Annotated in this window: 19 protein-coding genes; 11 read left to right on the top strand and 8 right to left on the bottom strand. The window is 55.0% G+C overall.

Features of this window, described 5'->3' with window-relative positions:
- Positions 1-2: 2 nt before the first annotated feature.
- From C5Y44_RS04880 to rho, 4 genes are all read right to left on the bottom strand, one after another.
- Positions 3-674 carry an L-threonylcarbamoyladenylate synthase gene (locus C5Y44_RS04880; RefSeq protein WP_066837155.1) on the bottom strand — a complete coding sequence of 224 codons (672 nt, stop codon included), beginning with the start codon at positions 672-674 and terminating at the stop codon, positions 3-5.
- 121 nt (positions 675-795) lie between these two features.
- Positions 796-1668 carry a peptide chain release factor N(5)-glutamine methyltransferase gene (prmC, locus tag C5Y44_RS04875; RefSeq protein WP_105323916.1) on the bottom strand — a complete coding sequence of 291 codons (873 nt, stop codon included), beginning with the start codon at positions 1666-1668 and terminating at the stop codon, positions 796-798.
- A gap of 6 nt (positions 1669-1674) precedes the next feature.
- Positions 1675-2751 carry a peptide chain release factor 1 gene (prfA, locus tag C5Y44_RS04870; protein WP_075723028.1) on the bottom strand — a complete coding sequence of 359 codons (1077 nt, stop codon included), beginning with the start codon at positions 2749-2751 and terminating at the stop codon, positions 1675-1677.
- The gene (gene rho / locus C5Y44_RS04865) at positions 2751-4940 is read right to left on the bottom strand and encodes a transcription termination factor Rho (RefSeq protein ID WP_105323915.1); all 2190 of its coding nucleotides are present in this window, start codon (positions 4938-4940) and stop codon (positions 2751-2753) included. Before rho ends, prfA begins: the two co-directional genes overlap by 1 nt.
- Positions 4941-5256: 316 nt before the next feature.
- On the opposite strand from rho, the gene C5Y44_RS04860 reads away from it, so the two are divergent.
- On the top strand, positions 5257-7047 hold the full coding sequence (locus C5Y44_RS04860) for a long-chain fatty-acid--CoA ligase (protein ID WP_105323914.1): 1791 nt from the start codon (positions 5257-5259) through the stop codon (positions 7045-7047).
- Between the two features lie 34 nt (positions 7048-7081).
- Here C5Y44_RS04860 and C5Y44_RS04855 read toward each other — a convergent pair whose 3' ends face one another.
- The gene (locus tag C5Y44_RS04855) at positions 7082-7570 is read right to left on the bottom strand and encodes a molybdopterin-binding protein (protein WP_105323913.1); all 489 of its coding nucleotides are present in this window, start codon (positions 7568-7570) and stop codon (positions 7082-7084) included.
- A 241-nt stretch (positions 7571-7811) separates the two neighbouring features.
- Between C5Y44_RS04855 and C5Y44_RS04850 the strand changes: the two genes are divergently transcribed.
- The 5 genes from C5Y44_RS04850 to narI are packed head-to-tail and all read left to right on the top strand — an operon-like array spanning position 7812 to position 16341.
- Complete coding sequence (locus tag C5Y44_RS04850; RefSeq protein WP_105323912.1) at positions 7812-9170, top strand: MFS transporter; 1359 nt, start codon at positions 7812-7814, stop codon at positions 9168-9170.
- Between the two features lie 50 nt (positions 9171-9220).
- A complete protein-coding gene (locus C5Y44_RS04845) occupies positions 9221-13003 on the top strand; it encodes a nitrate reductase subunit alpha (RefSeq protein ID WP_105323911.1) in 3783 nt (1260 codons plus the stop codon).
- Complete coding sequence (gene narH, locus C5Y44_RS04840; protein WP_105323910.1) at positions 13003-14610, top strand: nitrate reductase subunit beta; 1608 nt, start codon at positions 13003-13005, stop codon at positions 14608-14610. The genes C5Y44_RS04845 and narH overlap by 1 nt, the downstream gene beginning before the upstream one ends.
- A 5-nt stretch (positions 14611-14615) precedes the next feature.
- Positions 14616-15512: a nitrate reductase molybdenum cofactor assembly chaperone gene (narJ, locus tag C5Y44_RS04835; protein WP_105323909.1), complete on the top strand. Its 897-nt coding sequence runs from the start codon at positions 14616-14618 to the stop codon at positions 15510-15512.
- Positions 15513-15525: 13 nt separating this feature from the next.
- Complete coding sequence (gene narI / locus C5Y44_RS04830) at positions 15526-16341, top strand: respiratory nitrate reductase subunit gamma (RefSeq protein WP_105323908.1); 816 nt, start codon at positions 15526-15528, stop codon at positions 16339-16341.
- A 30-nt stretch (positions 16342-16371) separates the two neighbouring features.
- On the opposite strand, the gene C5Y44_RS04825 is transcribed toward narI, so the two are convergent.
- Genes C5Y44_RS04825 through C5Y44_RS04815 form a run of 3 tightly spaced genes read right to left on the bottom strand, consistent with a single transcriptional unit; the run spans position 16372 to position 20214 of the window.
- A complete protein-coding gene (locus C5Y44_RS04825; protein ID WP_105323907.1) occupies positions 16372-17835 on the bottom strand; it encodes a multicopper oxidase domain-containing protein in 1464 nt (487 codons plus the stop codon).
- 11 nt (positions 17836-17846) lie between these two features.
- Positions 17847-19124 carry a beta-carotene 15,15'-monooxygenase gene (locus C5Y44_RS04820; protein WP_233189833.1) on the bottom strand — a complete coding sequence of 426 codons (1278 nt, stop codon included), beginning with the start codon at positions 19122-19124 and terminating at the stop codon, positions 17847-17849.
- Entirely contained in the window at positions 19105-20214 is a 1110-nt protein-coding gene (locus tag C5Y44_RS04815; RefSeq protein ID WP_105323906.1) for a hypothetical protein, read from the bottom strand. The genes C5Y44_RS04820 and C5Y44_RS04815 overlap by 20 nt, the downstream gene beginning before the upstream one ends.
- Before the next feature lie 245 nt (positions 20215-20459).
- Between C5Y44_RS04815 and C5Y44_RS04810 the strand changes: the two genes are divergently transcribed.
- From C5Y44_RS04810 to C5Y44_RS04790, 5 genes are all read left to right on the top strand, one after another.
- Positions 20460-21236, top strand: coding sequence for a metalloregulator ArsR/SmtB family transcription factor (locus tag C5Y44_RS04810; protein ID WP_105323905.1), 777 nt, complete (start codon positions 20460-20462; stop codon positions 21234-21236).
- A 149-nt stretch (positions 21237-21385) separates the two neighbouring features.
- Positions 21386-22474: a GTP 3',8-cyclase MoaA gene (gene moaA, locus C5Y44_RS04805; protein ID WP_233189854.1), complete on the top strand. Its 1089-nt coding sequence runs from the start codon at positions 21386-21388 to the stop codon at positions 22472-22474.
- An 11-nt stretch (positions 22475-22485) separates the two neighbouring features.
- On the top strand, positions 22486-23832 hold the full coding sequence (locus tag C5Y44_RS04800) for a molybdopterin molybdotransferase MoeA (RefSeq protein WP_105323903.1): 1347 nt from the start codon (positions 22486-22488) through the stop codon (positions 23830-23832).
- Positions 23833-23850: 18 nt separating this feature from the next.
- On the top strand, positions 23851-24327 hold the full coding sequence (moaC, locus tag C5Y44_RS04795) for a cyclic pyranopterin monophosphate synthase MoaC (RefSeq protein WP_105323902.1): 477 nt from the start codon (positions 23851-23853) through the stop codon (positions 24325-24327).
- A complete protein-coding gene (locus tag C5Y44_RS04790) occupies positions 24324-24944 on the top strand; it encodes a molybdenum cofactor guanylyltransferase (RefSeq protein ID WP_105323901.1) in 621 nt (206 codons plus the stop codon). Before moaC ends, C5Y44_RS04790 begins: the two co-directional genes overlap by 4 nt.
- Positions 24945-25010 lie beyond the last annotated feature (66 nt).

The raw sequence follows: 25010 nt of genomic DNA, 5'->3' as shown, positions 1-25010 counted from the left end.
AATTACTGCGCTCCAGGTCGGGTGCGCAAGCGCTGCGCATCCACACCAATAACCTCGCCGATGCGTTCAGCTGACAGCGCGCCTTCGCGCAGAAGATATGGCCATGGGCCGGAAAGATCGATAATGGTGGAAGGTTCACCAATTGGTGCTTCCCCGCCATCAAGGTACACCGAGACACTCTTGCCTAATTGTTGCTTAGCAGCAATTGCTGTCGTAGCCGGTGCCTGGCCGGAAATATTCGCCGAAGAAACAGCCATCGGGCCGACCTCGCGAAGCAGTTCAATAGCAATGGGATGCAATGGCATACGCAACATCACGGTGCCGCGGGTATCTCCCAAATTCCATGGCAATGAAGGCGCCTGCGGAACGACGATGGACAATCCTCCTGGCCAGAATGCTTCGGTGATGAGCTGCATCTGGTCAGTAAAAGTCTGTACTAACCCTTTGGCTGTGTCCCAGGAACCAATCAAGACTGGCACTGGCATATCAGGCCCACGGTGCTTCGCTGCTAAGAGATTGGCAACAGCGTTATTGTCGAAAGCATCGCAGCCAAGCCCATAAACAGTATCGGTTGGGGTGACGATCAGCTGGCCAGACTTCGCGGCTCGTGCTGCCAGCGCAATCCCTTCAGCGCGTTGCTGCTCGTCTGAGCAATCGTAAATCTTTCCTTGCATGTGTTTGCTCCCCACTTTTGAAAAGTGTTGCTTAGTGTATCGATGGTCTAAGGGGTATTTAGGCTTCTCATAGTACTACTGCCATATATTGGCGCAGGCTCTTGTGCCGAGTCTTGTTCCGCTATCCTCCACCCGGTGCCTGGGCCAACACAAAACGCGCGGTCCCGCCTAAGTCCTTCAAGGGTGAAACATTGACTAGGCCCACCTCACGCGCTGCCTCTTGCACAGCGTTGGAAGTGGAATCATCATGTTCAATACCCACTACCCCACCGGGCTTGAGTAACGCCAGAACGTTTGGCAGCATCGCCTTAATCGTGTCCATGCCATCATCGCCGGAAAAAACCGCATCATGGGGATCAAAATACACTTCCGGGGCAAGGTTCGGATCTTCAGGAACATAAGGCGGATTAGACACTAGAAGATCGACTTTGCCCACCAGATCAGAAAGGACCTCTACAAGCTTTTCGCTTGTGACATCTGCTTGTTTGATCTCCACGGAAGTGCCCACGAGATTACGTGAGGTAAAGGGCAGGGTTGCATCGGAAAGCTCTACTGCGACAATGCGCGCATCCGGGCGATAGTGCGCGATATAAGCTGCCAAAGCCCCCGAACCCGTGCACAAATCCACTACAACTGGTGCAGGCTGCACTCCGCGTCGATGATGCCGGCGTAAATGGTTCACTGCCCAATCAGCCAGCATTTCTGTCTCCGGCCGTGGGATGAACACGCCCTCACCAACCTCTAGGTCCAAGGGCCCGAAAGGCGCTGTACCTATTATGTGCTGCAAAGGTTCACGCTGCGCACGACGGGCAATAAGAGCGTCAAACTCTTCCAAATCACCGGTTTCCTTCTGCAAAGGAATATCCATGTGACCGACCTTCAGCACGTGCGCAAGCAACATGCGGGCGTCCCACATTACGGAATCTATTCCCGAAGCGCGAAGGCGCTCCGCGGCAATGCGAAGCGCCTTTTCATACGTAGCCTTCTGGCTCATTGACAACTAGCCTTCAGATTCCATGCGCTCAGCACGCTCTTGCGCCTGCAAAGCCTCAATCAAGCTACCCATATCGCCGTCAAGGACGGAGTCCAAGTTATTTGCCTTGTACCCAATGCGGTGATCGGTAATACGGTTTTCTGGCCAGTTATAGGTGCGGATTCGCTCAGAGCGGTCCATGGTGCGCACCTGCGAAGCACGCTGCTCACCAGCTTCTGCCTCACGCTGTTCACGTTCCATCTGCTCAAGACGAGCCTGCAGAACCTGCATTGCACGAGCCTTGTTCTGAATCTGTGAACGCTCACGCTGACAAGTCACAACCAGACCTGTTGGCAAGTGGGTTAGACGCACCGCGGAGTCCGTGGTGTTAACGCCCTGCCCACCCTTACCGGAAGAGCGGTACACATCGACGCGAATATCTTTTTCATCGATGTGGACTTCTGCGACCTCATCTGGTTCTGGGTAGACCAGCACACCTGCTGCTGAGGTCTGAATACGTCCCTGCGACTCGGTGACTGGCACGCGCTGAACGCGGTGCACGCCGCCTTCAAACTTGAACACAGACCACGCACCATCGCGCGATGGGGTCTTGGACTTGAACGTAATGGTCATGTCCTTAACGCCACCGAGATCAGATTCGTTAATGCCGATAACTTCCCAGCTAAAGCCAGACTTGTCTGCATAACGTTCATACATGCGCGCAAGGTCAGCCGCGAACAGCGCTGCTTCCTCGCCGCCGGCACCCGCTTTAATTTCCATGATGATGTCTTCGGAATCATGCTCATCACGTGGAGCCAGCAAGTCTGCAAGCTGCTCCTCCAGCTCGAGAACAACGCCTTCTAGACGCTGTGCCTCTTCCTGGAAGTCATGATCTTCATACGCCATTTCTTTGGCATCTGCGAGATCGTCTTTCGCCTGCGACAGCTCAGTGTGCACCACGATGATGGGGCGCAATTCGGCATAACGCTTCGACAGCTTACGAAACTGCGTCTGATCAGAGGCAACCTCTGGGTCTGCCATCTGCATCTCAATACCTTGGTATTCAGAGACGATGTCATCTACCAGTGAAACTTCATTGGCCATTAGGAGTAATCCTCCTCTTCAAGGCTTGCCGTCATAGGAGCAGAAGTTGCAATACCCATGAGGAACTCAGCGTTGGACTTGGTCTTCTTGAGCTGCTTAATCAGCAGGTCAATAGCCTGGTGGGAATCCAAACCAGACAGGATACGACGCAGCTTAGTCATGATGCGCAGTTCATCTGGAACCAGCAGAAGCTCGTCTTTACGGGTACCCGATGGGTTGACGTCAACCGCTGGGAAGACGCGACGCTCAGAAATAGAGCGATCCAGCTTCAGCTCCGCGTTGCCGGTGCCCTTGAATTCTTCGAAGATGACATTGTCACCGGTAGAACCGGTTTCCACCATCGCGGTGGCAATAATGGTCAAAGAACCGCCATCTTCGATGTTGCGTGCTGCACCCAAGAAACGCTTTGGTGGGTACAGCGCATTCGAGTCCACACCACCGGACAAAATACGTCCCGATGCTGGTGAAGAGTTGTTGTAGGCACGACCCAAACGAGTAATCGAGTCCAGCAGAACCACAACATCCTTGCCCTGCTCTACCAGGCGCTTTGCGCGCTCAATCGCCAGCTCCGCCACAGCGGTGTGCTCTGATGGTGGACGGTCGAAGGTCGAAGCAATAACTTCTCCCTTGACCGAACGCTGCATATCGGTGACTTCCTCAGGTCGCTCATCAACCAACACAACCATCAAGTAGCACTCTGGGTTGTTGGTAGCGATAGCATTTGCAATATTTTGCAAAATGGTGGTCTTACCAGCCTTAGGAGGCGAAACAATCAGCGCACGCTGACCCTTACCAATAGGCATGATCAAGTCGATAACACGAGTGGTCAACACATTTGGCGTGGTTTCCAAGCGCAAACGCTGGTTCGGGTACAGCGGGGTGAGCTTAGAAAACTGCGGGCGGCTCTTCGCCTGCTCTGGCTCGAGACCATTGACCGTGTCAACGCGAACCAACTGGTTGTACTTACGGCGGTTGCGGCCGTTGCCATGCGAGTGGGTCGCACCGCCAACCTTGACCTGGCCAGTCACAGCATCACCGGAGCGCAGACCCAAACGGCGCACCAGGTTGCTGTTAACAAAGACGTCGCTGCTCATCGCGCGGTAACCGGTGGTACGAAGGAAAGCAACGTTGTGGTCTACAACCTCTAGGATGCCGCCAACAGCCTGCAGCTCGTCACCATCACGAACCTGCATGTCATTGCTGTTTTGGCCACCATGGCTGTCATTGCCCCCGCGGTTGCGACGGTTGCGACGACCGCGACGTCCACGACGTCCGTTGTCATCATCCTGGTTGCTATTGCGACCACCACGATTGTTATCGCGGTTGTCGTTGCCACGGCTATCACCATTGCGGTTGTCACCGCGATTATCGCCATCATGGTCGCCATTGCCGTTGCGGTTATCGCTACCGCGGTTGTCGCCACCGCGGTTTTCGCCGCGATTATCAGCACGGTTGTCGTTGCGGTCATTGCGGCGGTTATTGTTGCGGCCCCCGCGCTGGCGGTTATTGGAATTATCGCCACGATTATCCTGCGAAGAGTCGCTCTCTTCGTTGTTATCGCGTGCATTACGGCGGTTGTCGTTGCGCTCGGAGCCAGAATCTGGCCGGTCATCAGATGCGCTAACGCTTGTCGATGCCTGGTTCTCATCTGAACCGGATTGATCATTGCGACGGGCGCGGTGACGACGTGCTCGACGAGCCTGGGAGCGGGATTCATAGCGGTGTTCTTCGCTGTCTTCCCCCTCATTGGAAACAGAAGTATCGGCCTTGTCGGCATCTTCGCTAGCGCTTGATGCAGAAGCTGCAACCTTCTCAGCCTGTGCAGAATCCTGTGCACCATCTTCAGCACGTGCTGAACTATTCGAACGCACGACGCGACGTGCACGACGGGCGCCCGACTTTGGCTTGTCTTCCCCAGCAGCGTCGCTAGGGGCAGACTGCTTCTTGTCCGCAGCGCTGTCCTCGTTCTTTGCAGCTGGTGCATCAGCTTGAGGTGCAGCCTTAGCCGATGTCTTCTTGGCAGCAGGCTCTGCCTTGCCCGGCACTTGGCCGGAAACAATTGCGGTAATCAAGTCACCTTTACGCAAACCTGAAACTCCACGCAAACCCTTCTGAGCAGCAATTGTGCGCAGCTCAGTTAGCTTTAGGGAGGCCAAATCCTGTGCGGAGTTGATGTCCGTATCGCTCACGGATGTCCTTTCATAGCCTGCGACAGTATGTGTACAGCTTCGCTGAACTGCGCCATTTTCAAGCAGGCCGTTACGGTACTTTAAGCTATTTATATTCTCGCCTGAAACAATAATCTTACGGCGAAAGTTTCTTCATTCCCCATGTGAGGCCCAAAAAGTGACAGTACAAGTCAGGGACCAATCATCAGGTGATGTGACTGTTTTCTACGCTTCATCAGCGCTGGTAGATATGTTGCACACTCGACTAAATAGCGAGCAGTCAATCAGTCAGCTATTAGTATAACGCATCACCACCAGCACCGCTAAAGTGGGACACATGCTTTCGACCATGATGGATATCCCCCTTTCAATTTCACGGATATTGACGTACGGCTCTACCGTTCACGCCAACACTAAAGTCACCACCTGGCACGGCGAACGAGCAGGCGAAGACGCAAGCGACAGCCCAGCAGAAGAAACTACTTTCGCTGACATTGCCGCCCGCGCTGCCGCCTTTGCCCATGCGCTTCACGATGACCTAGGGATCACCGGCGATGAACGAGTGGGCACGCTGTTGTGGAATTGTGCGGAGCACCTAGAAGTCATGTTCGCCTCCTCCTGCAAAGGGGCTGTATTTACCCCATTGAACAAGCAGCTGATGAATGACCAGATCCGTCATATCGTCAATCACGCAGAGATTGAAGTGGTCGTTGCCGATCCGCGCCTGGCGGAACAGCTAGGCAAGGTTCTCGCCGGCGCAGACACCGTGCGCGCCGTGGTCTTTACCGGAACGCAGAACCCGCGTCACTTTGCTCATCACTTTGGCAGAAATGTTGAAGTCTATTCCTATGAATCATTACTAGACGGTAAGTCCTCGGTTTATGACTGGCCAACGCTGAATGAAAATACCGCTGCAGCTCTGTGCTACTCCACGGGTACAACGGGAGCGCCCAAAGGCGTGGTCTACTCACATCGCTCGATCTATTTAGAAGCAATGCTGCTTCGCACCACCGATAGCTTAGCCATTACCCACGGTGAGTCTTTCTTGTGCTGCATCCCGATTTATCACGTGCTGTCCTGGGGTGTCCCTTTTGCCGCATGGATGACAGGCACTCCACTTATCTTGCCGGATTCCAACGTTTCTGCGCCGACGCTGGCAAAAATCATCGCCACCACCCACCCGCGCGTGGCGCATGGCGTTCCAACGTTGTGGATCCAATTGATGGTGCACTACCTCAACAATCCACCAGAGCGCATGTCTCTCGTTGAAATTTACGCCGGCGGCTCCCCCGCACCGGAACAGTTAATCCGCGTGTGGGAAGAAAAGTATGGTGTCGATGTTATCCACGTCTGGGGCATGGTTGAAGTTTCCACCGTGGGTACAGTTGCTCGTCCTCCTTCAGGAGCTTCGGGCGATGCGCGCTGGGCATATCGGGTTTCTCAAGGCAGGTTCCCTGCCTCATTGGAATACCGGGTTGTCAACGACGGCCAAGTTGTCGCCACCACCGACCGCAACGCCGGTGAAATCCAGGTCCGCGGCAACCTTGTAACCAAGGAGTACTACGACTCCCCTGCTGAACACGATGACGGGTCTGCATCGGAATTTCGCGGCAAGGCAACAGATACCGCCACCAATAAATTTACTGCCGATGGTTGGTTGCGCACCGGCGATGTGGGCTACGTCAATGAAGACGGTTTCCTCAATGTCTCTGACCGTGCACGTGATGTTATTCGCTCGGGCGGTGAGTGGATTTATTCCGTACAGCTGGAAAACCTCATCATGAACAATCCGGAAGTCGTTGAAGCCGCCGTTATCGGCTATCCCGACAAGAAGTGGGTCGAACGACCTTTGGCTATCACCGTTTTGAGCCCAGGTATCTCACCCACTATTGAGACAGCTGAACGCCTGCGCGAAGCGCTGCGCAAGGAACTACCGAAATGGATGCTTCCGGAATATTGGACCTTCGTGAAGTCCTTGGATAAAACCTCGGTCGGCAAATTCGACAAGAAGGATATGCGCTCACATCTCGCAGAAGGCGATTACAACATCATCCAGCTTGAGGGCCCCGGTTCTAGCAATCCTGAGGACCCAGAGGCGATTAGGGACGTCGAGGCCCACCAGGACTAAACGATCCCCTGGCCAAGATTTATAGTCTTGGCCACTAGCACTCACGCAGAATATCGTCGACGCGCGGTAAAACAACGCTTAGAGTATCAGTCACCGCGCCGCGGGAGCCGGCAGAATTCACGATCAAGGTAGTGGGATGACCATACTTGGTCACGCCGATAACCCCGCGGCTAAGTCCCGCTTTGGGTGAAGATTCTAAGCCTTTGAGCAACACTTGCGTCTCCAGCCCATGCAGGCGCGCGCAGATTTGTCGGCCCGTTACTTCGGGGACAACGTTGCCGACACGCGTTCCTGTGCCGCCAAGCGTGACAATAATGTCATCGCCTGCCTGCAGCCGCGATTGCAGCGCGATAGTAAAAGCGGCCTCATCTTCCCGCACGATTTCCCGGTGTGAAATTTCTACATCCGCGCCCTGCAACATTTCCACGGCTATATCAGCCGCATAGTTCGGTTTGAGGCCACTGGAAATTCGGTCTGAAACCACAATCACAGCTGCCTTCAGGGGTGTTGTTGTGGGGTACATAAAGTTCCTTTTTTCACGTTTTTACCATGGTGATGAAAATAACATTAAACAGTACGCAAATACTGTTTTAGCCCAAAAACTAGTCTGCCTGCATCGACAGTTTCTGCAGGTCAATTAGGCAATATTAGTGTTGTGTAATTAAACGGGTTTTACCGGTTTAAACAACTATTTATTGAGCTTAGCAAGCTATCCTATTAATCAGGTATCCCATTGGTTCCCTTTCTTTTTCAAGCGAGGATAAATGTCTAAACTCAGTTCCCCCGGTACTCAACTAGATAGCTCCGGAAGAATTCTTCATGGCTGGGATCCTGAAGATCCGGAGAAGTGGGACAAGGCTATTGCCTGGCGCACTTTGACCATTACCACCGCCACGATGGCAGTGGGTTTCAGCGCCTGGTACTTGGTTTCCGCTATCGCCCCGCTGCTGAATCAAATCGGTTTCGACCTAACCGATAGCCAGCTTTATGCGCTCACCGCCATTTCGGGACTTTCTGCCGGACTGTTCCGCCTGGTCTTCATGTTCCTTCCCCCAGTGCTAGGCACCCGGAAGCTGGTTACATTTTCAGCACTTTTGTTCTTACTGCCCATGCTGGGCTGGTTCTCAGTAGTCCAACGTCCAGAAAACACGCCATTTTGGGAATTGCTCGCCATTTCCTTTGCATCTGGTTTCGGCGGCGGTGTATTCGCAGGCTTTATGCCTTCGACGGGCTACTTCTTCCCTAAGCGCCTGCAAGGCACCGCCTTGGGCTTGCAAGCTGGTATCGGTAACTTCGGTATTTCTTTCATTCAACTGGTCGCACCCTGGCTGATGGGCTTTACGCTCTTGGGCATTGGTTTCGTCGCCCCACAACGCCTTCCAGATGGCTCGAATGTCTTCGTTCACAATCCAGCTATTTTCATGGCACCGTGGGCAATCGTCTGTGCACTCTTGGCATGGACCTACCTTAAAGATGTCCCGGTCAAAGCTAATTTCCGTCAACAGCTTTCAATCTTTGGCAACGTCAACACCTGGGTGATGACCGTGGTCTATCTGATGACCTTCGGTGCTTTTGCAGGCTTTGCCGCACAATTCGCGCTCATCATCAACCAAATCTATGGTTCTGGTTCCTCTTTTGCTGAAACCATTGGCGTTGAAAATCTGCCTCGTGGTGCAGCCTATGCCTTCTTAGGCCCACTCATTGGTGCTGGTGTTCGCGCCGCATGGGGTCCGTTGTGTGACAAGTTCGGTGGTGCCATCTGGACGTTTGTCGGCGGTATCGGCATGACCATCTTTACCGCTGTTGCCGCACTATTTTTAAACCCCACCGATCCAGACCAATTCTGGTGGTTCCTCGGCGCGATGCTCTTGATGTTCTTCTTCACAGGTCTTGGCAACGCCGGCACCTTTAAACAAATGCCCATGATTTTCCCTAAGCACCAGGCCGGTGGCGTCATCGGCTGGACCTCCGCGATTGGTGCATTCGGCCCCTTTGTCGTCGGTATCTTGCTCTCGCTGATGCCCATCCAGGCTTTCTTCTGGGGCTGTGTGGCCTTCTTCGCCATCTGCACCGTGCTCACATGGATTTTCTACGCCCGCCCGAAGGCTCCTTACCCCGGATAAATACTTCGTGCAGATTGTCCAATTTCCATTAACCCAAAGGATTTCCCCTCATGACTAAAGCAACCACAAGTTCTTCCAGAACTTCACGTAGCTCCACAAACTCACTGTTTGAGATGGGTTCCCACCTGCGCAAGGGAACCTCCGGCTCCGGCGGACAACAGCTATTTTTACAAGGCGGCCGCCAAGCTGATGTCTTCTACCGCAACCGCTGGGCTTTCGACAAGATGGTTCGCTCCACCCACGGCGTGAACTGCACCGGCTCTTGCTCCTGGAAGGTTTATGTCAAAGACGGCGTCATCACGTGGGAATCACAGGCGGTTGACTACCCCACCAATGGTAATGACATGCCCGAATATGAACCCCGCGGCTGTCCTCGTGGCGCATCCTTTTCTTGGTACACCTACTCGCCAACGCGTATTCGCTACCCTTATGCCCGCGGCGTGCTGGTGGATATGTACCGCGAGGCCAAAGAACGCCTCAAGGATCCGGTGCTGGCGTGGCGGGAAATCCAGCAAGACCCAGAAAAGCGCAATGCTTATATCAGCCAGCGCGGCAAGGGTGGACTCATTCGTATTAACTACGAAGAAGCCATCGAAATGGCGGCGGCAGCACACGTCTACACCATCCGTGAATACGGCCCCGACCGCATCAATGGCTTTACCGTTATTCCCGCAATGTCCCAGGTTTCTTACGGCGCGGGCACACGCTTTTTGGAGATGATTGGCGGCGTGGCTCTCTCCTTCTACGACTGGTACGCCGACTTGCCACCGGCATCCCCGCAGACCTTCGGTGACCAGACTGACGTTCCGGAATCTGGCGACTGGTACAACTCCTCTTATCTGATGATGTGGGGCTCCAATATCCCGGTTACCCGTACCCCAGATGCGCACTTCATGGTCGAGGCCCGTTACCGCGGCACCAAGGTCGTTGTGGTCTCCCCTGACTTTGCCGATAACACAGTGCACGCTGATGAGTGGGCACGTATTAACCCAGGCACAGATGCAGCGCTCGCCTTTTCCATGGGTCATGTCATCTTGAAGACTTTCCACGTCGACCGCCAGGAACCATACTTCCTCAACTACATGCGCAAGTTCACGGACTCCGCGTTCCTGGTCGCTTTGGAAGAAAACACCGATGAAGCTCACGCCAGTGCTTCCGGCGAAGCAACCTACACCCCTGGCAAATTCCTCACCGCCAGCCAATTGGAAGGTGATGAGTACGCCGAGCTGCGCGAATCGGCGAATGCAACCCACCGCACCTTGATGATGGAAACCGACGGCAAGATTGTCGATCCCGGCGGCACCGTTGCCGACCGCTGGGATGAATCCACATCCCGCTGGAACCTCTCACTCGAAGGCGTCGACCCAGTCATGTCTATTGCGGAGACTGATAGCTTCGGCACCGTAGAGGTCCTCTTCCCGCGCTTTGATCTTGATGCCAAGCCAGAAGAAGTCGGCACCGGCCGCCCCATTGGCGCCGGCGTTGTGCACCGCGGTGTTCCCTACCGTGAGATCAACGGCGTTAAATACACCACGGTCTTTGACATCATGCTCGCGCACTACGGTGTTAACCGCCCTGAGCTGAACCTTCCGGGTAGCTGGCCAGTGGACTTCCACGACGCCACCGAGGTCGGTACCCCAGCGTGGCAGGAAACCCTAACCGGTGTGCCAGCGAATGCCGCTATCCGTATCGGCCGCGAGTTTGCGCAAAATGCCGCGGATTCGCAAGGACGCTCCCAAATCATCATGGGCGCTGGCGTTAATCACTACTTCCACGCGGATACCATCTACCGCACATTCTTGGCATTGACCTCGATGTGTGGCACCCAAGGTGTCAACGGTGGCGGCTGGGCGCACTACGTCGGTCAGGAGAAGCTGCGCCCGATGAATGGTTGGCAGCAATGGGCGATGGCCACCGACTGGCAGCGCCCACCGCGCCACATGGTGACCACGGCGTTCTATTACTTCGGCACTGAGCAATGGCGCTATGACAACACCCAGGCATCGCACTTGGGCTCGCCGCTTCAACAGCGTGGTTCGATTGGTTCGAAGATGGTCTCGGACACGATGGCCGAATCCATGCGTCGTGGTTGGATGCCGGCGTATCCACAGTTCAACCGCAATTCGCTTTTGCTTGCCGATGAAGCCGAGAAGGCAGGCATGGATGTCAAGGAATACATCCCACAGCAACTGCAATCGGGTGAGCTCGGCTTTGCTTACGATGACCCCTCGGCCGAAGAAAACTGGCCACGCATCTTGCTCAACTGGCGCACCAACCTCATGGGTTCTTCCGCAAAGGGTACGGAATACTTCCTGCGTCACTTACTCGGAGTGGACTCTGATGCCACCGCACAAGAGTTAGCGGAGGGCGAGCGTCCAGAGACCATCAAATGGCATGAGAAAGCGCCGCAAGGAAAGCTCGATTTGATGCTGACCACGGACTTCCGCAATACCTCCACCACCTTGGTCTCCGACATCGTGTTGCCGGCTGCAACATGGTACGAAAAGCACGACATGTCATCGACAGACATGCACCCTTATCTGCACTCTTTTAACGCCGCTATCAACCCGCCGTGGGAAGCTCGCACCGACTTTGAAGTCTTCCGTGACCTCTCAGCAGCACTATCGGCGATGTCCGTGCGCTGGCTGGGCACCCAACGTGACGTGGTGACCCAACCAAGCCACCATGACAGCCCGGATGAATTGGGCATGCCCAATGGCGTGGTACCTGACGTCGAAAAGCAAGGCTATATTCCAGGTGTCACCATGCCGAAGCTTGCTGTGGTGGAACGCGACTACACCAAGATTTATGAAAAGTGGACTCACCTTGGCCCACTAACCGCCAAGGCAGGAACTGCCGTTCACGGCACCAAGTTCGATGTCAGCAAGCAGGTCAAAGAACTTGAGCTCATATGTGGAACCTCAGAGACCTCCATGGGTGAACTTGTTGATTTGTCGAGGGATACGAAGGTCATCGACGCCATCTTGCACTTATCGGGTGTCTCCAACGGTGAGGTTGCTGCCAACGGCTTTGACTACCTGTCCTCACGTACCGGCAAAGATCTCTCGCCTTTGGCCGCATCCGATAAGGACGTCCGCATTTCTTGGGACACGATTAAAGAACGCCCGACCCAGATCATCACGTCGCCGGAGTGGACGGCAGATAAGCGCAACAACCGCCGGTACACCGCCTTTTCCATCAACGTGGAATTCGATAAGCCATGGCACACCTTGACCGGTCGCATGCACTACTACATCGACCACGACTGGTTTATGGATTACGGTGAATCACTTCCGGTCTTCCGTCCGCCGCTGGATCACCTGCACCTGCACGGTGAATTCAACCCAGGGGAAACCTTCAACAACAACGGCGAAGTGGAAATTTCACTGCGCTATCTGACCACCCACAACAAGTGGTCTATCCACTCGCAATACTTTGACAACCTGCATGTCCTGTCCATTTCCCGTGGTGGCCAGGTCGTGTGGATGTCGAATAAGGATGCCGAGAAGATTGGTGTCGCGGACAACGAATGGGTCGAAGTCTACAACCGCAACGGTGTAGTCAGTGCTCGTGCAATTGTCTCCCACCGCATTCCCGAAGGCACGATGATCATGAACCACGCCCAGGAACGCACCGTGGGCACCCCGCTCAATGAGCACACCGGCCGCCGCGGCGGCACGCACAACTCTTTGACGCGCATTCTCATCAAGCCTGTGCATATCGCTGGCGGCTATGGCCAGCTGACCTATCACTTCAACTACATCGGTCCAACCGGTAACAACCGCGACGAAGTTACCCGTGTTCGTCGCCGCTCCAAGGAGGTGCAGTACTAATGAAGGTAATGGCACAAATCGCCATGATCATGAACCTGGACAAGTGCATTGGTTGCCACACTTGTTCGGTGACATGTAAGCAGGCGTGGACCAACCGCGAAGGCACTGAATACATCTGGTTCAACAACGTTGAAACCCGCCCTGGTGTGGGCTACCCACGCACCTGGGAAGATCAGGAAAAGTGGCAAGGTGGCTGGAGCTTAACCGGCAGCGGCAAGCTCAAGCCCAAGGCCGGTGGCCGCATCAAGAAGCTGCTCACCTTGTTCCACAACCCGAACTTGCCCACCATCCATGACTACTACGAGCCATGGACCTATCAGTATGAAGATTTGATGGGTGCTAAGGCGGGGCAGAAAACCCAGCCCACGGCGAAGCCCGTCTCCCAAATTGATGGCCGCGAAATCAACAAGATTGAATGGTCCTCTAACTGGGACGACAACCTCGGTGGCTCCACCGCCACCATGGATAGTGACCCGGTGCTCACCAAGATGAATATCGCGGTCAAAAAGCAGATTGAAGACTCCTTCATGTTCTATCTGCCGCGTATTTGTGAACACTGCATCAACCCGACGTGTGTTTCCTCCTGTCCTTCGGGTGCGATGTACAAGCGTGCTGAAGACGGCATTGTTCTTGTAGACCAGGACCAGTGCCGCGGTTGGCGCATGTGTGTCTCCGGTTGTCCTTATAAGAAGGTTTACTTCAACCACAAGACTGGTAAGGCTGAAAAATGTACCTTGTGCTACCCGCGCTTGGAAGTTGGCCAGCCTACTGTGTGTTCGGAAACCTGCGTCGGCCGTCTGCGCTACCTAGGTGTTATCTTCTACGATGCCGACCGCGTTGCAGAAGCAGCGTCTGTACCCGATGAGAAGGACCTGTTGGAAGCTCAAAAGTCCATCTTGTTAGACCCCAATGACCCTGAGGTCATCGAGGGCGCCAAGCGTGAGGGCATCCCGCACTCCTGGATTGATGCAGCACAGCAGTCTCCTATCTACGACATGATCTTCAAATACGAGGTCGCGCTTCCCTTGCACCCCGAGTACCGCACCTTGCCTATGGTTTGGTACGTTCCGCCTCTGTCTCCAGTAGTCGATGAAATCACCGCCGCCGGCTATGACGGCGAAGACCATAAGCTGCTGTTTTCAACGTTGGCGAATATGCGCATCCCGCTGGATTATCTGGCAGGACTTTTCAGCGCCGGCGATACCGTCCCGGTGGAGAAATCCCTGCGTCGTCTCGTCGCCATGCGTTCCTATATGCGCGATATCAATCTCGGCAATGAGCCGCAGGAAGAAATCGCCGAAGCAGTTGGTATGACCGGTAAGCAGATTCAGGAAATGTATCGTCTGCTGGCTATTGCCAAGTACGACGACCGCTACGTCATCCCTACTGCTTCGCCTGAAACTCCGCGCGGCATTGCTGACCTGGATCCCTTCGGTGACACTGATCCGACCCGCGCGATGGACAAGGCCTTTGCTGATTTGGGCATGGGCGCACCTGAAGCATGTTCCAGCCACGGTGGCGGCGAATCCGGCAAGGTATCGCTATTGTCCTGGACCGGTGACCGCCCTGATGGCATGTTCCCGCCACGGCGTGAGGAAGAAAGCTAATCACCATGGGTATTTTCGACAAGCTCAAGCTCCTGCCTGGTGCAGGAAAATTCACGAGCTCTTCCCCGCATCATCACTCACACCTACCTCCCCTAGACCACGACACTTTGGCAGGCTACGGCACACCCGCTGGCATGGGTGCGTCTGGCGGCGCCAAAGATGTCGAGCGCACCAGCCGCGCCACCATCAGTGCACAAGTAGGCGCTGCCGATCCCAGGCGTACCCACACCGGACGGATTCCGGCCGAGCTGATCACACCAGTTGCGGTAACTGAACACCAGCGCCGCACCGTCGCCATGGCAGTGTCTGTGCTGCTGCAGTACCCGGACGAGAATTTCCATGACACCGTCGCAGCGGTTGAACAGCACGTAGAGGATCTGCCTCAGGCGATCGCCGAGGATTTCCGCGAGTTCTTCAGCCGGGCGTATTCCGCTAGTTTGCGCGATGTCGAAGAGCACTACGTGGAAACCTTTGACCAGCGCCGTCGTTGTTCGCTGTTTCTTTCCTATTACGCAGTTGGCGATACTCGCCAGCGCGGAATGGCCATTTTGGCTTTCGGCGAGCAGCTGCGTTCGCTGGGCTTCGACTTTGATGAAAATGATGAACTGCCGGACCACCTCTGCGTGGTGCTCGAGGCCCTCGGGCTTTCGGAAGGTTCATCGCATGAGCAGGCCGTGGAGTTTGTGGCCAGCTACCGGGACGGACTAGAAGTCCTGCGTGCTGCCTTAGAGCACACGGATTCGCCTTATGTCTCCCTCATCATTGCTGTGTGCCGCGCATTGCCGCGTGTCGATGCAGAGATCGCCCAGAAATACGTCGACCTAATCCGTACCGGCCCGCCCGCAGAGGTTGTGGGTATTGCCGATCTTCCATTCCCGACCGTCCAACCAGACGATCTATAAAAGGACTATCACCATGGAATACTTTGAAAATTTCCTCTGGGGCGCGTTCCCATGGCTGGCCATCGTCGCATTCTTCGTCGGTATCTTTTGGCGTTGGCGCACTGACCAGTTCGGCTGGACAACGCACTCTTCGCAAATCTATGAATCCAAACTGCTGCGCATGTCTTCGCCACTGTTTCACTGGGGCATGGTCTTCGTTATCGTCGGACACCTAATGGGCCTGGCCATTCCGAAGTCCTGGACTCGTTCGGTAGGGATTTCGGACCACTTTTACCATTTGATTGCCACTTATCCCGGCGCGCTGGCCGCGATTGCCACGGTTCTAGGCCTGGTCGGTTTGATCTATCGTCGCGTGGTTAATCGTTCGGTATTTTTGGCCACGTCTCGCTCAGACAAAGTTATGTACATCTTTTTGGGTGGAGCTATCTTATCGGGCACGATTGCTACATTCTCCTTACAGCTTTTCGATACTTTGGGCACCAACGGCTATGACTACCGCGAAACCATTTCGCCGTGGCTGCGTAACCTGTTGATTTTCAACATCCAGCCTGAGCTCATGTCGGATGTCCCGTGGCAGTTTAAGGTCCATGTCCTGGCTGGCTTTACCTTGATGGCGGTGTGGCCATTTACTCGCCTGGTCCACGCATTCTCAGCACCAGTTGGTTATGTCACGCGTCCTTATGTGGTCTACCGCTCGCGTGATACCCGCACCACTGATATGCGTTCCCACGTTGCGTGGGAGCCAGTGCAGTCTCCGGCTTCACAGCTTGACCGCAACTCCGAGCGCCGCGGCAACTCCGACCGCAGCCGCCCACCGCGCTCTTCCTAGCCACAATTCCAGATTCGTAGATTCCTTCTTTTAGGAATCTACAACCACGATTGACCCGCTCTGACCTTTTTCAGCGCGGGTCATTACGTGATTAACAAAGGTGTAGGTTCCGGGTTCGTCGAAGGTCATTTCCACAAAACCGCCCTGGGCTGGCAGCAGCGACAGGGCTTGGGATCCGGTCTCTGCTGCATCACGCACCGTGTACGCGCCTTCGGTAAATACGGTGTCAAAGACCTCGCCCACCACATGGAAACTCAACGGCTCATCGGGACCAACATTCATAATCCACATTCGGATCGTGTCTCCCACTTTCGCTTGCAATGGCTCCAACGCGTATTGCGATGGATAGTAGTTAAAGGCCATGAGGTCGAATTCGCCATTCGCAACGCGCTGTGGATTTGCGCCGACTTCAGATTCTCCTAAGAAGATCTCTGAAGCAATCAATGCGTATTCCGCATCAACATCCGCCAGCGCAAGTTCTGAATCTGCCGGCGGGTCAATAATGACTGCCCCGGCCATGCCGTTGGCGATGTGCAAGCTCATCGGCATCGTGGCGCAGTGATACATCCAGATGCCAGCCCGGCGCGCCGTGAATTCATAAACTACTTCTTCGCCGGGTTGGATCGTCGCCATTGCCTGATCTGGGCTGATTTCACCGGCGTGAAAGTCCAGGGAGTGCCCCATCGTTCCTTCGTTACGCAGGGTGATGCGGAATGTATCTCCTACCGTGCCGCGCAAGGTAGGTCCTGGGGCTTGGCCGTTGAAAAGCCACTGCACCTGTTCAATCCCTGGTGCAACTTCGCGCTTTTCTTCTGTAGCCACCCAGGTGTATTCGTGCATGGTTGTACTCGGCGCTGGTTTTAAGCTGGCGTCGAAAGCTTTAAAGCCTTCGCGTTGTGTTCCCAACTCCGCCATACTTGGCACCGTCACGTGTGGGTTATCCCCCGCCACCACCTCATGATTGTGTTCGCCTGCGGCATCTCCTGTGGCTGTGCCTGTGACAGTGACATCGAAGACCATGCCTTGGGAGTGATGACCGACAATTGTGCAATAACCTTGGATGCTTTCCCCAAGAGGCGCAGTTTCTAGCACTACCGTATCGCCGGGGTTTACGCGCCCAGTTTCATCGTTGCCAATCTTCAGATCATGGACCTGGTCACCGGTATTGGTGAAGGTGATTTTGAGGCTATCTCCAGCTGCTATCTCTACTGAATTAGGCACAAAAGCCATGCCTTCGACCTCAACGTCGAGTTCTACAACCTCACCGGTGGGTACAACAGACCGATCGTTTTGTTGCTGGGCCTGTCCCTCTCTGGGCAGGCCGGCATCTCTATCTGAGGAAGGCGTCATGGTGGTGACAATCAAAATGACCACAGCAGCCATTGCAAGAGCGATGACTAACCACGCCGCCCATTCAGCGCGATTGTTGCTACCACCTGCGTCAGGCTGATTCGGCCTGTTTGGTGAAGAATTAGCAATAAGGTTTTGTGTCATGATGTCTTCCTTTAATGATGAGCTCTAATTAACGCGCTGAGCAGGACGCCTATATGTCCCGCAATCCCTAATGCGATGAGAATGAGTCCTGCCTGCAAGGCTGTCGATGCCGGAACCTGCGATGGGGCTAACAGCGTCAGCATCGCGCCGAAGTTGATAAGCCCCAGCCGCGCCCAGCCGCCTAAATCGGCATATTGGCGTGCTGCTGTCACCACATGATTTCCGCCCCCGCGCAAGGTAGGTAATAGATGGAGCAATACCCCGGTGACCAATTGCAGCAAACCTGCACCAAGAAAAGCTGGGGCTAGGGCACGCGTAATTTCTCTGGTTTCTTGCCCCAGACCAACACAGATGGCATCGGCAGCACACAGCGCAACCAGCCAAATGACACCTGCCATAACAGATATCGCAGCGGCGCGCAGTCTTTGATTCTTCGCAAAGATTCCGGCCAGCAGTGGTTGCATGATAAGTACTGCAGCAACCACCATGAAAAGCTGCGAGATGCCCGCCCAGGTATTCCAGCTAGCAGCATAAAAGCCGCACGCCGCAATAAGCCCGCCGCTGTGCAATGCGAGCGCAAACGTACAGCGCTTCATCACTTGCGGCGGAATCTTCGTCGAAGTCAGCGTCGGCAACAAGGTCATGATCGTGCCCAGGACCGTCAGCCACGCAAATCCCCAAATGGTTAAGCGGGAATGAATTGCGATCATGCGGGTGTAATCGCCCACGCCATGACTCGCCACAACTGCCACCACTACCGCGGAGATCAGAAACGCTAAGGCAGCGAGATAAAACGGCACCGTGGCAGCAAAATTCGTCGACAGTGACGTCCGCAGCATGCGAAAGATAACCCACAGATGCCACCCCACGACAATGGTGACAAGGCTGGCACCAATGTCAGAAAGCATCGACCACGTTCCAGTAGTGGTGTCGAGCAAAAGCACAATAAGCCCTACTTGCACCAGGCTAATGCGCACCATGATCGGCCGGTAAGAAGAGGTAGGCTGCCGCGTGAGCGCTTCGGCAAAGTGCAGCGAATAGGTCAAAATCGCTGTGGTCACCACTCCCAATGTGAAGGAATGGACAATGGCCCACCACGCAATTATTGCGCCAAAATTACTGGCTATCACCAAGCCAATTCCGCACACCAACCACACGGAAATCAGGCCAAAGACAATGGTGTGCCAACGCCCGCGTGCTTTCAAAGACACATCGGTTACACCATCGGGTCCTGCATGAAGACTTTTTCCTTGCTGCGGCATCCCTGAATTAGGCATTGCTATGTGCACGTTGCTTGCTCCTTTTCTTCCACGCCGCCCGAACCGCTAATACGACTGCGGTGAGGAAAAATCCCAGCACCCCGACCACATTGATAACCCCACCGAGCTGATGTCCGGGGACAAAGTTTTGAGTATCGGAAATAATGCGGACAATCAGTCCCAGGTGCACAGCGGCAACGGGCACATAAAGTACTGAGTGATACGGCAGCGCACGATGCACCACGGCTGGAAGAATCACGGGAGCATGCGCAAAAATCATCGACAAGGTAAACCCGATGAATACAGCGTGAACCGCCGCGTCATAAACCAGCTCCCCAGGTAGATACTGCGAACTCATCCACAAAATTCCAGTAACAGCCAGCCACCCATATGCAGCGAGCATGCACGCCGCCGAAAAGCGCGGGAGGCCCCGTGAGCGAACAAGGTTGATAGCGACATCGACACGCACTGCCGCTAGCGCGATGATGAGAAAGAGTGCTCCCATCACGACAAGCCCAAGCTCTGGCGCAAAGATGAACACCAAGCTGGCAGCCACCAGCGCCAGGCACAGCGCAGTTAATAAAACATCCGCCGATGACTGCGCAATCTTCAGCCGCGCTAATTCAACCCGCTCCCCAATGATGGTGGCTACGACAAATACCGCAGCCAAAGGCATGGCAGGTTCAAAGTCACCGGCTATAGCCCACTGAACAACAGAGCTTAAGATTCCAATAGTTCCGGCGGCTTGGATAACTACTTCCAGCGTCGATTGCCGGTGATAGATAAGGACGTAGCAGGCGCTAAGCGTAGCAAAAGACAAGCAGAACGCCACCGCTGTTAGCTGTCGTGGGGCACCACTAATAAGGAGAACAACGCCCAAGGTATGAAAGGCAGGTGCGGCCCACGCCCACCAGGTCTTGGTCGCTACAGTGCGCTCCATAACAATGGCACCTGCGATAAAACCGAAAATCATCAACGGGCCATGCTCAATCGCTTTGGCGTCAAAAGGCCGCGGAACTGTGAATCCTAGGAGAGCTAGTCCAGCGCCAAGGCCAATAATTAAAGATATGCCGGCGAATGCCAAAAAGAAGGCACGATGAGCAACCCATTTCTTTTCCACGGTTTTTATAGTACTTATTCTTTTAGAAGCTTTGAAATTTTCGTATAAAGATCACAGCGGGAGTTAAAAATTAGGGCATATACTGGTTCTTTCCCTTATAGAAGTATCGACCATAGAAAAGTGTTGGTTATTTAATTCACCGATTGTCACGGTAGTATCTATTCATTCTCATCGTGCTAACACTGCACGATTTATCGGAGAAGAAACCTCCAAATTTTTACCTTCAAGAAAGGACGCTGATTCAGATGACCAGCAGTGCTGCGACTTCTTCCTCGCGCGTCCCCCGCTCCAGCTCTGAACTGTTCCCCGAGTCTTTGGGACTATCTCCCAAACAGCGCAAAGTCTTAGACGCGCTGCACGAATTCCCCCAAGGCGCGAAGATTTCAGAGATCGCCGAAATGCTGGACTCGCACGTCAACACTGTGCGCAGTCACCTTGATGAACTCATCGCCAGAGACGCAGTCCAGGTCATGCCCGCGCCAGCCCAGGGCCGCGGCCGCCCGTCGTTTGTGTTCCACGTTCGTGCACCAAAGACTGAAACTATCGCCGAAGAGTATGTCTCTCTCATCGGCGTGCTCACCAGCATGCTGGTGGATCAAGAAAACTTGACCCCGGAAGCCTATGCGCAAGCACTCAACGTTGGTCGCCAGTGGGCCCAGACCATGGAGAAAAAGGATCCCAAGGGCGCAGCTCCTGTCGGAGTTAGTACAGAAAAGGACGCCTTAGAATCCCTATTTGCCAAGCTTCGCGACCTCGGCTTCGACCCATCACCACCGGCAGGCGATTTAGATTCCGCGCAAGGTTCCGACCTGGATTTGCACGCCTGTCCACTGACGGTTAACGGCACGCGTCCGCATCCTTTCGTGTGCGCTGTGCACGAAGGTTTCTTGGGACATCTCACCGATGCCGACGTCGATCCGCGCCTGCGCCTTGAACTACACCCATTGTCACGTCCTGGCGTGTGTTCCATTAACCTCAGCACGCATCGTGGCCACGCATCCGGGCCGACTACAGAAGACTAAACAGGCATGGTCCAGGCAGGCTTTTCAAACTGGGTTTTTCGGTGTTTAAAGCCTAGAATGGAAAGAACATGACTACTCAGATTTCTTCCCTCAATCCCCATGAAGGGCAAGCAGCTGAGAACCATTCAGTGTCTCTTGGCCTTCCCCAGATGGGTCTTTCGCACGCCTCGAGTACTTCGCTCCCGAAGGATTTACCAGCAGCCAAGGCTGATGGCTCCCGCAAGCTGCTTGATAAGTATGGTCGCGTGGCGCGTGACTTGCGGGTTTCTTTGACCGACCGTTGTAACCTGCGCTGTACTTACTGCATGCCAGCAGAAGGTCTGGAATGGATGGCCACGGAGCACACGCTTGACGATGATGAAGTGATCCGCCTTATCACCTTGAGCGTGACCAAATTGGGTATCCGCCAGATTCGTTTTACTGGTGGCGAGCCACTGTTGCGGAAGTCTTTGGAATATATCATCGCCGAGACCAAGAAATTACGCACCGATGAGGGCCTGGCACCCTCAATTGCGCTGACCACTAACGGTCTGGGGCTGGAGCGCCGCGTACAAAAGCTCAAGGAGGCTGGGCTGGATCGCGTCAATATCTCGCTCGACACCATCGACAAGCAGCGCTATGCGCAGCTAACTCGGCGCGACCGGCTCAATGGCGTGTTCAAAGCTATCGATGCCGCCATCGAAGCTGGTCTTAATCCAGTCAAGATTAACGCCGTGGTGATGCCAGGGATCAATGAAGATGACATCGTGCCGCTGGCGAAATTCGCGCTGCGCAAAGGCGCCCAGCTGCGTTTTATTGAGCAAATGCCGCTGGGGCCTCGTGAGCAGTGGAAACGCTCGGATATGGTCACTGCTGATGATATTTTGCGCAGGCTTAGCGAAGAGATTTCGCTTAGCCCCGCCGAGGAACCACGCGGTTCTGCTCCAGCCCAACTATGGAACGCGGAGGTGTCCTTAGATAAAAATATTTATGCGGGCAATATCGGCGTTATCGCTTCTGTCACCCGACCATTTTGCGGCGATTGTGACCGCACGCGTTTGACCACTGATGGCGCGGTGCGCAACTGTCTCTTTGGCAACTCGGAGACTTCCCTGCGTGATTTGATGCGCGCTGGCGCTAGCGATGAGGAACTGCTTGCCGCGTGGGCCGGGGAGATGTGGCGGAAGAAGCCAGGGCACGGAATGGATGATGAAGGCTTCTTGCAGCCAGACCGCCCGATGTCTGCCATCGGTGGCTAAGATCGGCTTTTATGAGCCCTGCGGATCCTTCTACCCCACCTGCTTTTGATGTGCGCACGATGGAGCAGCATCGCGCAGTAATTTTATCGCTGGCGCCAGCGCCGAAGACCGAAACCATTCCGGTAGATGTCAACGCCTTATCGCGCATACTCGCCGCGGATCAGCAGGTTATAAACGCTATCCCGCCTTTTGACAACTCGGCGATGGATGGATTTCTTCTCCACCGCGCTGACCTCGACTTCACGGGCAGCGCCACGCTGGACGTTGTCGGTGATGTCGCCGCGGGCGATGCTCCCCTTACTCCACCTGCTGGCGCTGCAGTGCGGATCATGACCGGGGCGCCGGTGGATACTTCGACCGCGGACCTAGTCATCGTGCCCGTTGAATACACCGATATCCCTGCCGGTCCGCAGCCGCTACCTGTGGAAGTCCACGTGGAAAGTTTTGATGCAGCTAAGTTGCACATCCGGCGTAAAGGAGAATCCTTACAGGCAGGCACGAACTGCGCACACGCAGGTCAAGGTATTGATATTGGTCTGCTGTCCACGCTAATTTCTGCCGGTATCGCCGAAGTTGAAGTCTATGCTGCACCGCGAGTGGCCGTGATTTCTACCGGCAAAGAATTACGCCCTACCGGTGAGGCGCTCGCTCCCGGCAAGATTCCCGATTCTAATAGCCCCATGGTCGCAGGCCTTGTGCACACCTGGGGCCCGGCACAGACCACGATTGCCCATTGCGACGATGAACCAGAAAAGCTGCGCACTCTTTTTGAGCAACTCGCCGCTAATCATGATGTCATCATCTCCACTGGTGGTGTGGCCGTGGGAGTCTACGACGTGGTGCGCGAAGTCTTGCTCACTTATAGCAACCACTCCTGGTTCGGCCGGGTAAAACATAAACCTGGTTCCCACCAAGGCGCATCGTGCTGGACTAACGACGCTGGCCGTCGTATCCCCGTGGTTTCTTTGCCGGGAAATCCAGTTGCTGCGTTTATCTCCTTTGTTCTGTATGTGCAGCCCCTGCTGGATAGGATTGCCGGAAAACCGGTTCTGGCTCCGCCTGGCACGGCTTCCCCTGCCATGGGTCTGCCTGCCAAAGCTTCGCCAGCGACAGTCGAAGGCAAGCTCTGTGGCGAGCTCCCCAAAGTAGCTGACCGCGACATATTTGTCCCAGCCATCGTGGATTTCACAGCTACCCCGACGACGGTAACCCCATTTAATGGCCGCCATGTGGGCTCACACATGATTAGTGCCCTGGTCGGAGTAAATAGCGTGCTGCATCTCGTCAGCGGGGATCCCGAATACCGGGAAGGCGATATGGTGGAAGCCATCTTGCTGCCCACCTCGAACCATATTTAGAAAGATTTAAGGTTGTCCATGAAATTTACCCACCTTGATAATGCCGGCGATGCTTACATGGTCGATGTCACCGAAAAGACGCCGACGGTGCGGGCAGCAACTGCGCAAGGAGAAGTAGCGTGTTCTCCTAAGGTTCTTCAAGCCCTGCGCGAAGGCACTGTTCCGAAGGGCGATGTCTTAGCTGTCGCGCGTATCGCTGGCATTGCCGCCGCGAAGAAGGTGCCGGAATTGCTGCCCCTTGCGCACACGATTGGCGTGCACGGGGCCAAGGTAGATGTAGAAATCTTAGAGGACCACGTCTTTATCGAAGCCACCGTGCGTACCGCTGACCGCACCGGCGTGGAGATGGAGGCGCTCACGGCAGTCAACGTGGCGGCGCTCGCAATTATTGACATGGTCAAAGGCGTAGACCGCAGCGCATTTATCCGCCGTTGCGGCATTGTCGCGAAATCTGGTGGCCGCTCTGGCGATTGGTCACGGGAGCTTCCCCAATGAACCAGACTGCACAGCCACGCTTAGCGACCATTGTGGTTGCCGGTGGTCAAGGCACACGAATGGGTGGCGTGGACAAGGCCAGCGTTAAAGTACACGGGGTACGGCTTGTCGACCGTCTCATCGCCCAGCTGCCCTCTGCAACTGATTATGTGGTGGTCTCCCCGCGTGAGTTGGGACTGCCTTTAACGTGTGAGCAACCGCCTTTTGGCGGGCCCGTCGCAGGAATCCACGCGGGTTTTGAATATCTTCTTCACCGCCATCCCGACTTAGAATTCATCGCCACGCTACCGGTTGATGCCCCGGATTCCCCGCAGATTCTCCCCCGCCTTTTTGCCGCCATCACCGCTGATTCAAGCGCTGGCGTAGCGCTTATCCGCAGCCAAGATGGCAGCTTGCAAAATCTCTGCGGAATCTGGCGCACCTCCGCGCTCAAAACCGCCTTCCACCAGTTAGGCAGCCCCCGGAACCAGTCCGTGCGTCGCCTTCTAGCCCAAGCGGGACGGATCATCGAGGCAGAAGGCACCGGCGAAGAACAAGACTACGACACTCGCCAAGAAGCGGATGCCTATATCTCCTCGGCCTCAGAGAACGTCCGCCGCGCCAAGCTTGAGCATTAACCCCGATTGAGGGGCAGATTATTTACTAGTGGATCCGTGTTTAATGCTCGTTCTAGGATGGATGAG

This window comes from Corynebacterium sp. J010B-136 (assembly GCF_002967075.1).
Classification (GTDB): domain Bacteria; phylum Actinomycetota; class Actinomycetes; order Mycobacteriales; family Mycobacteriaceae; genus Corynebacterium.
Note: the sequence above shows the minus strand (reverse complement) of the source record. Positions and strands in the feature narration are given on the sequence as shown.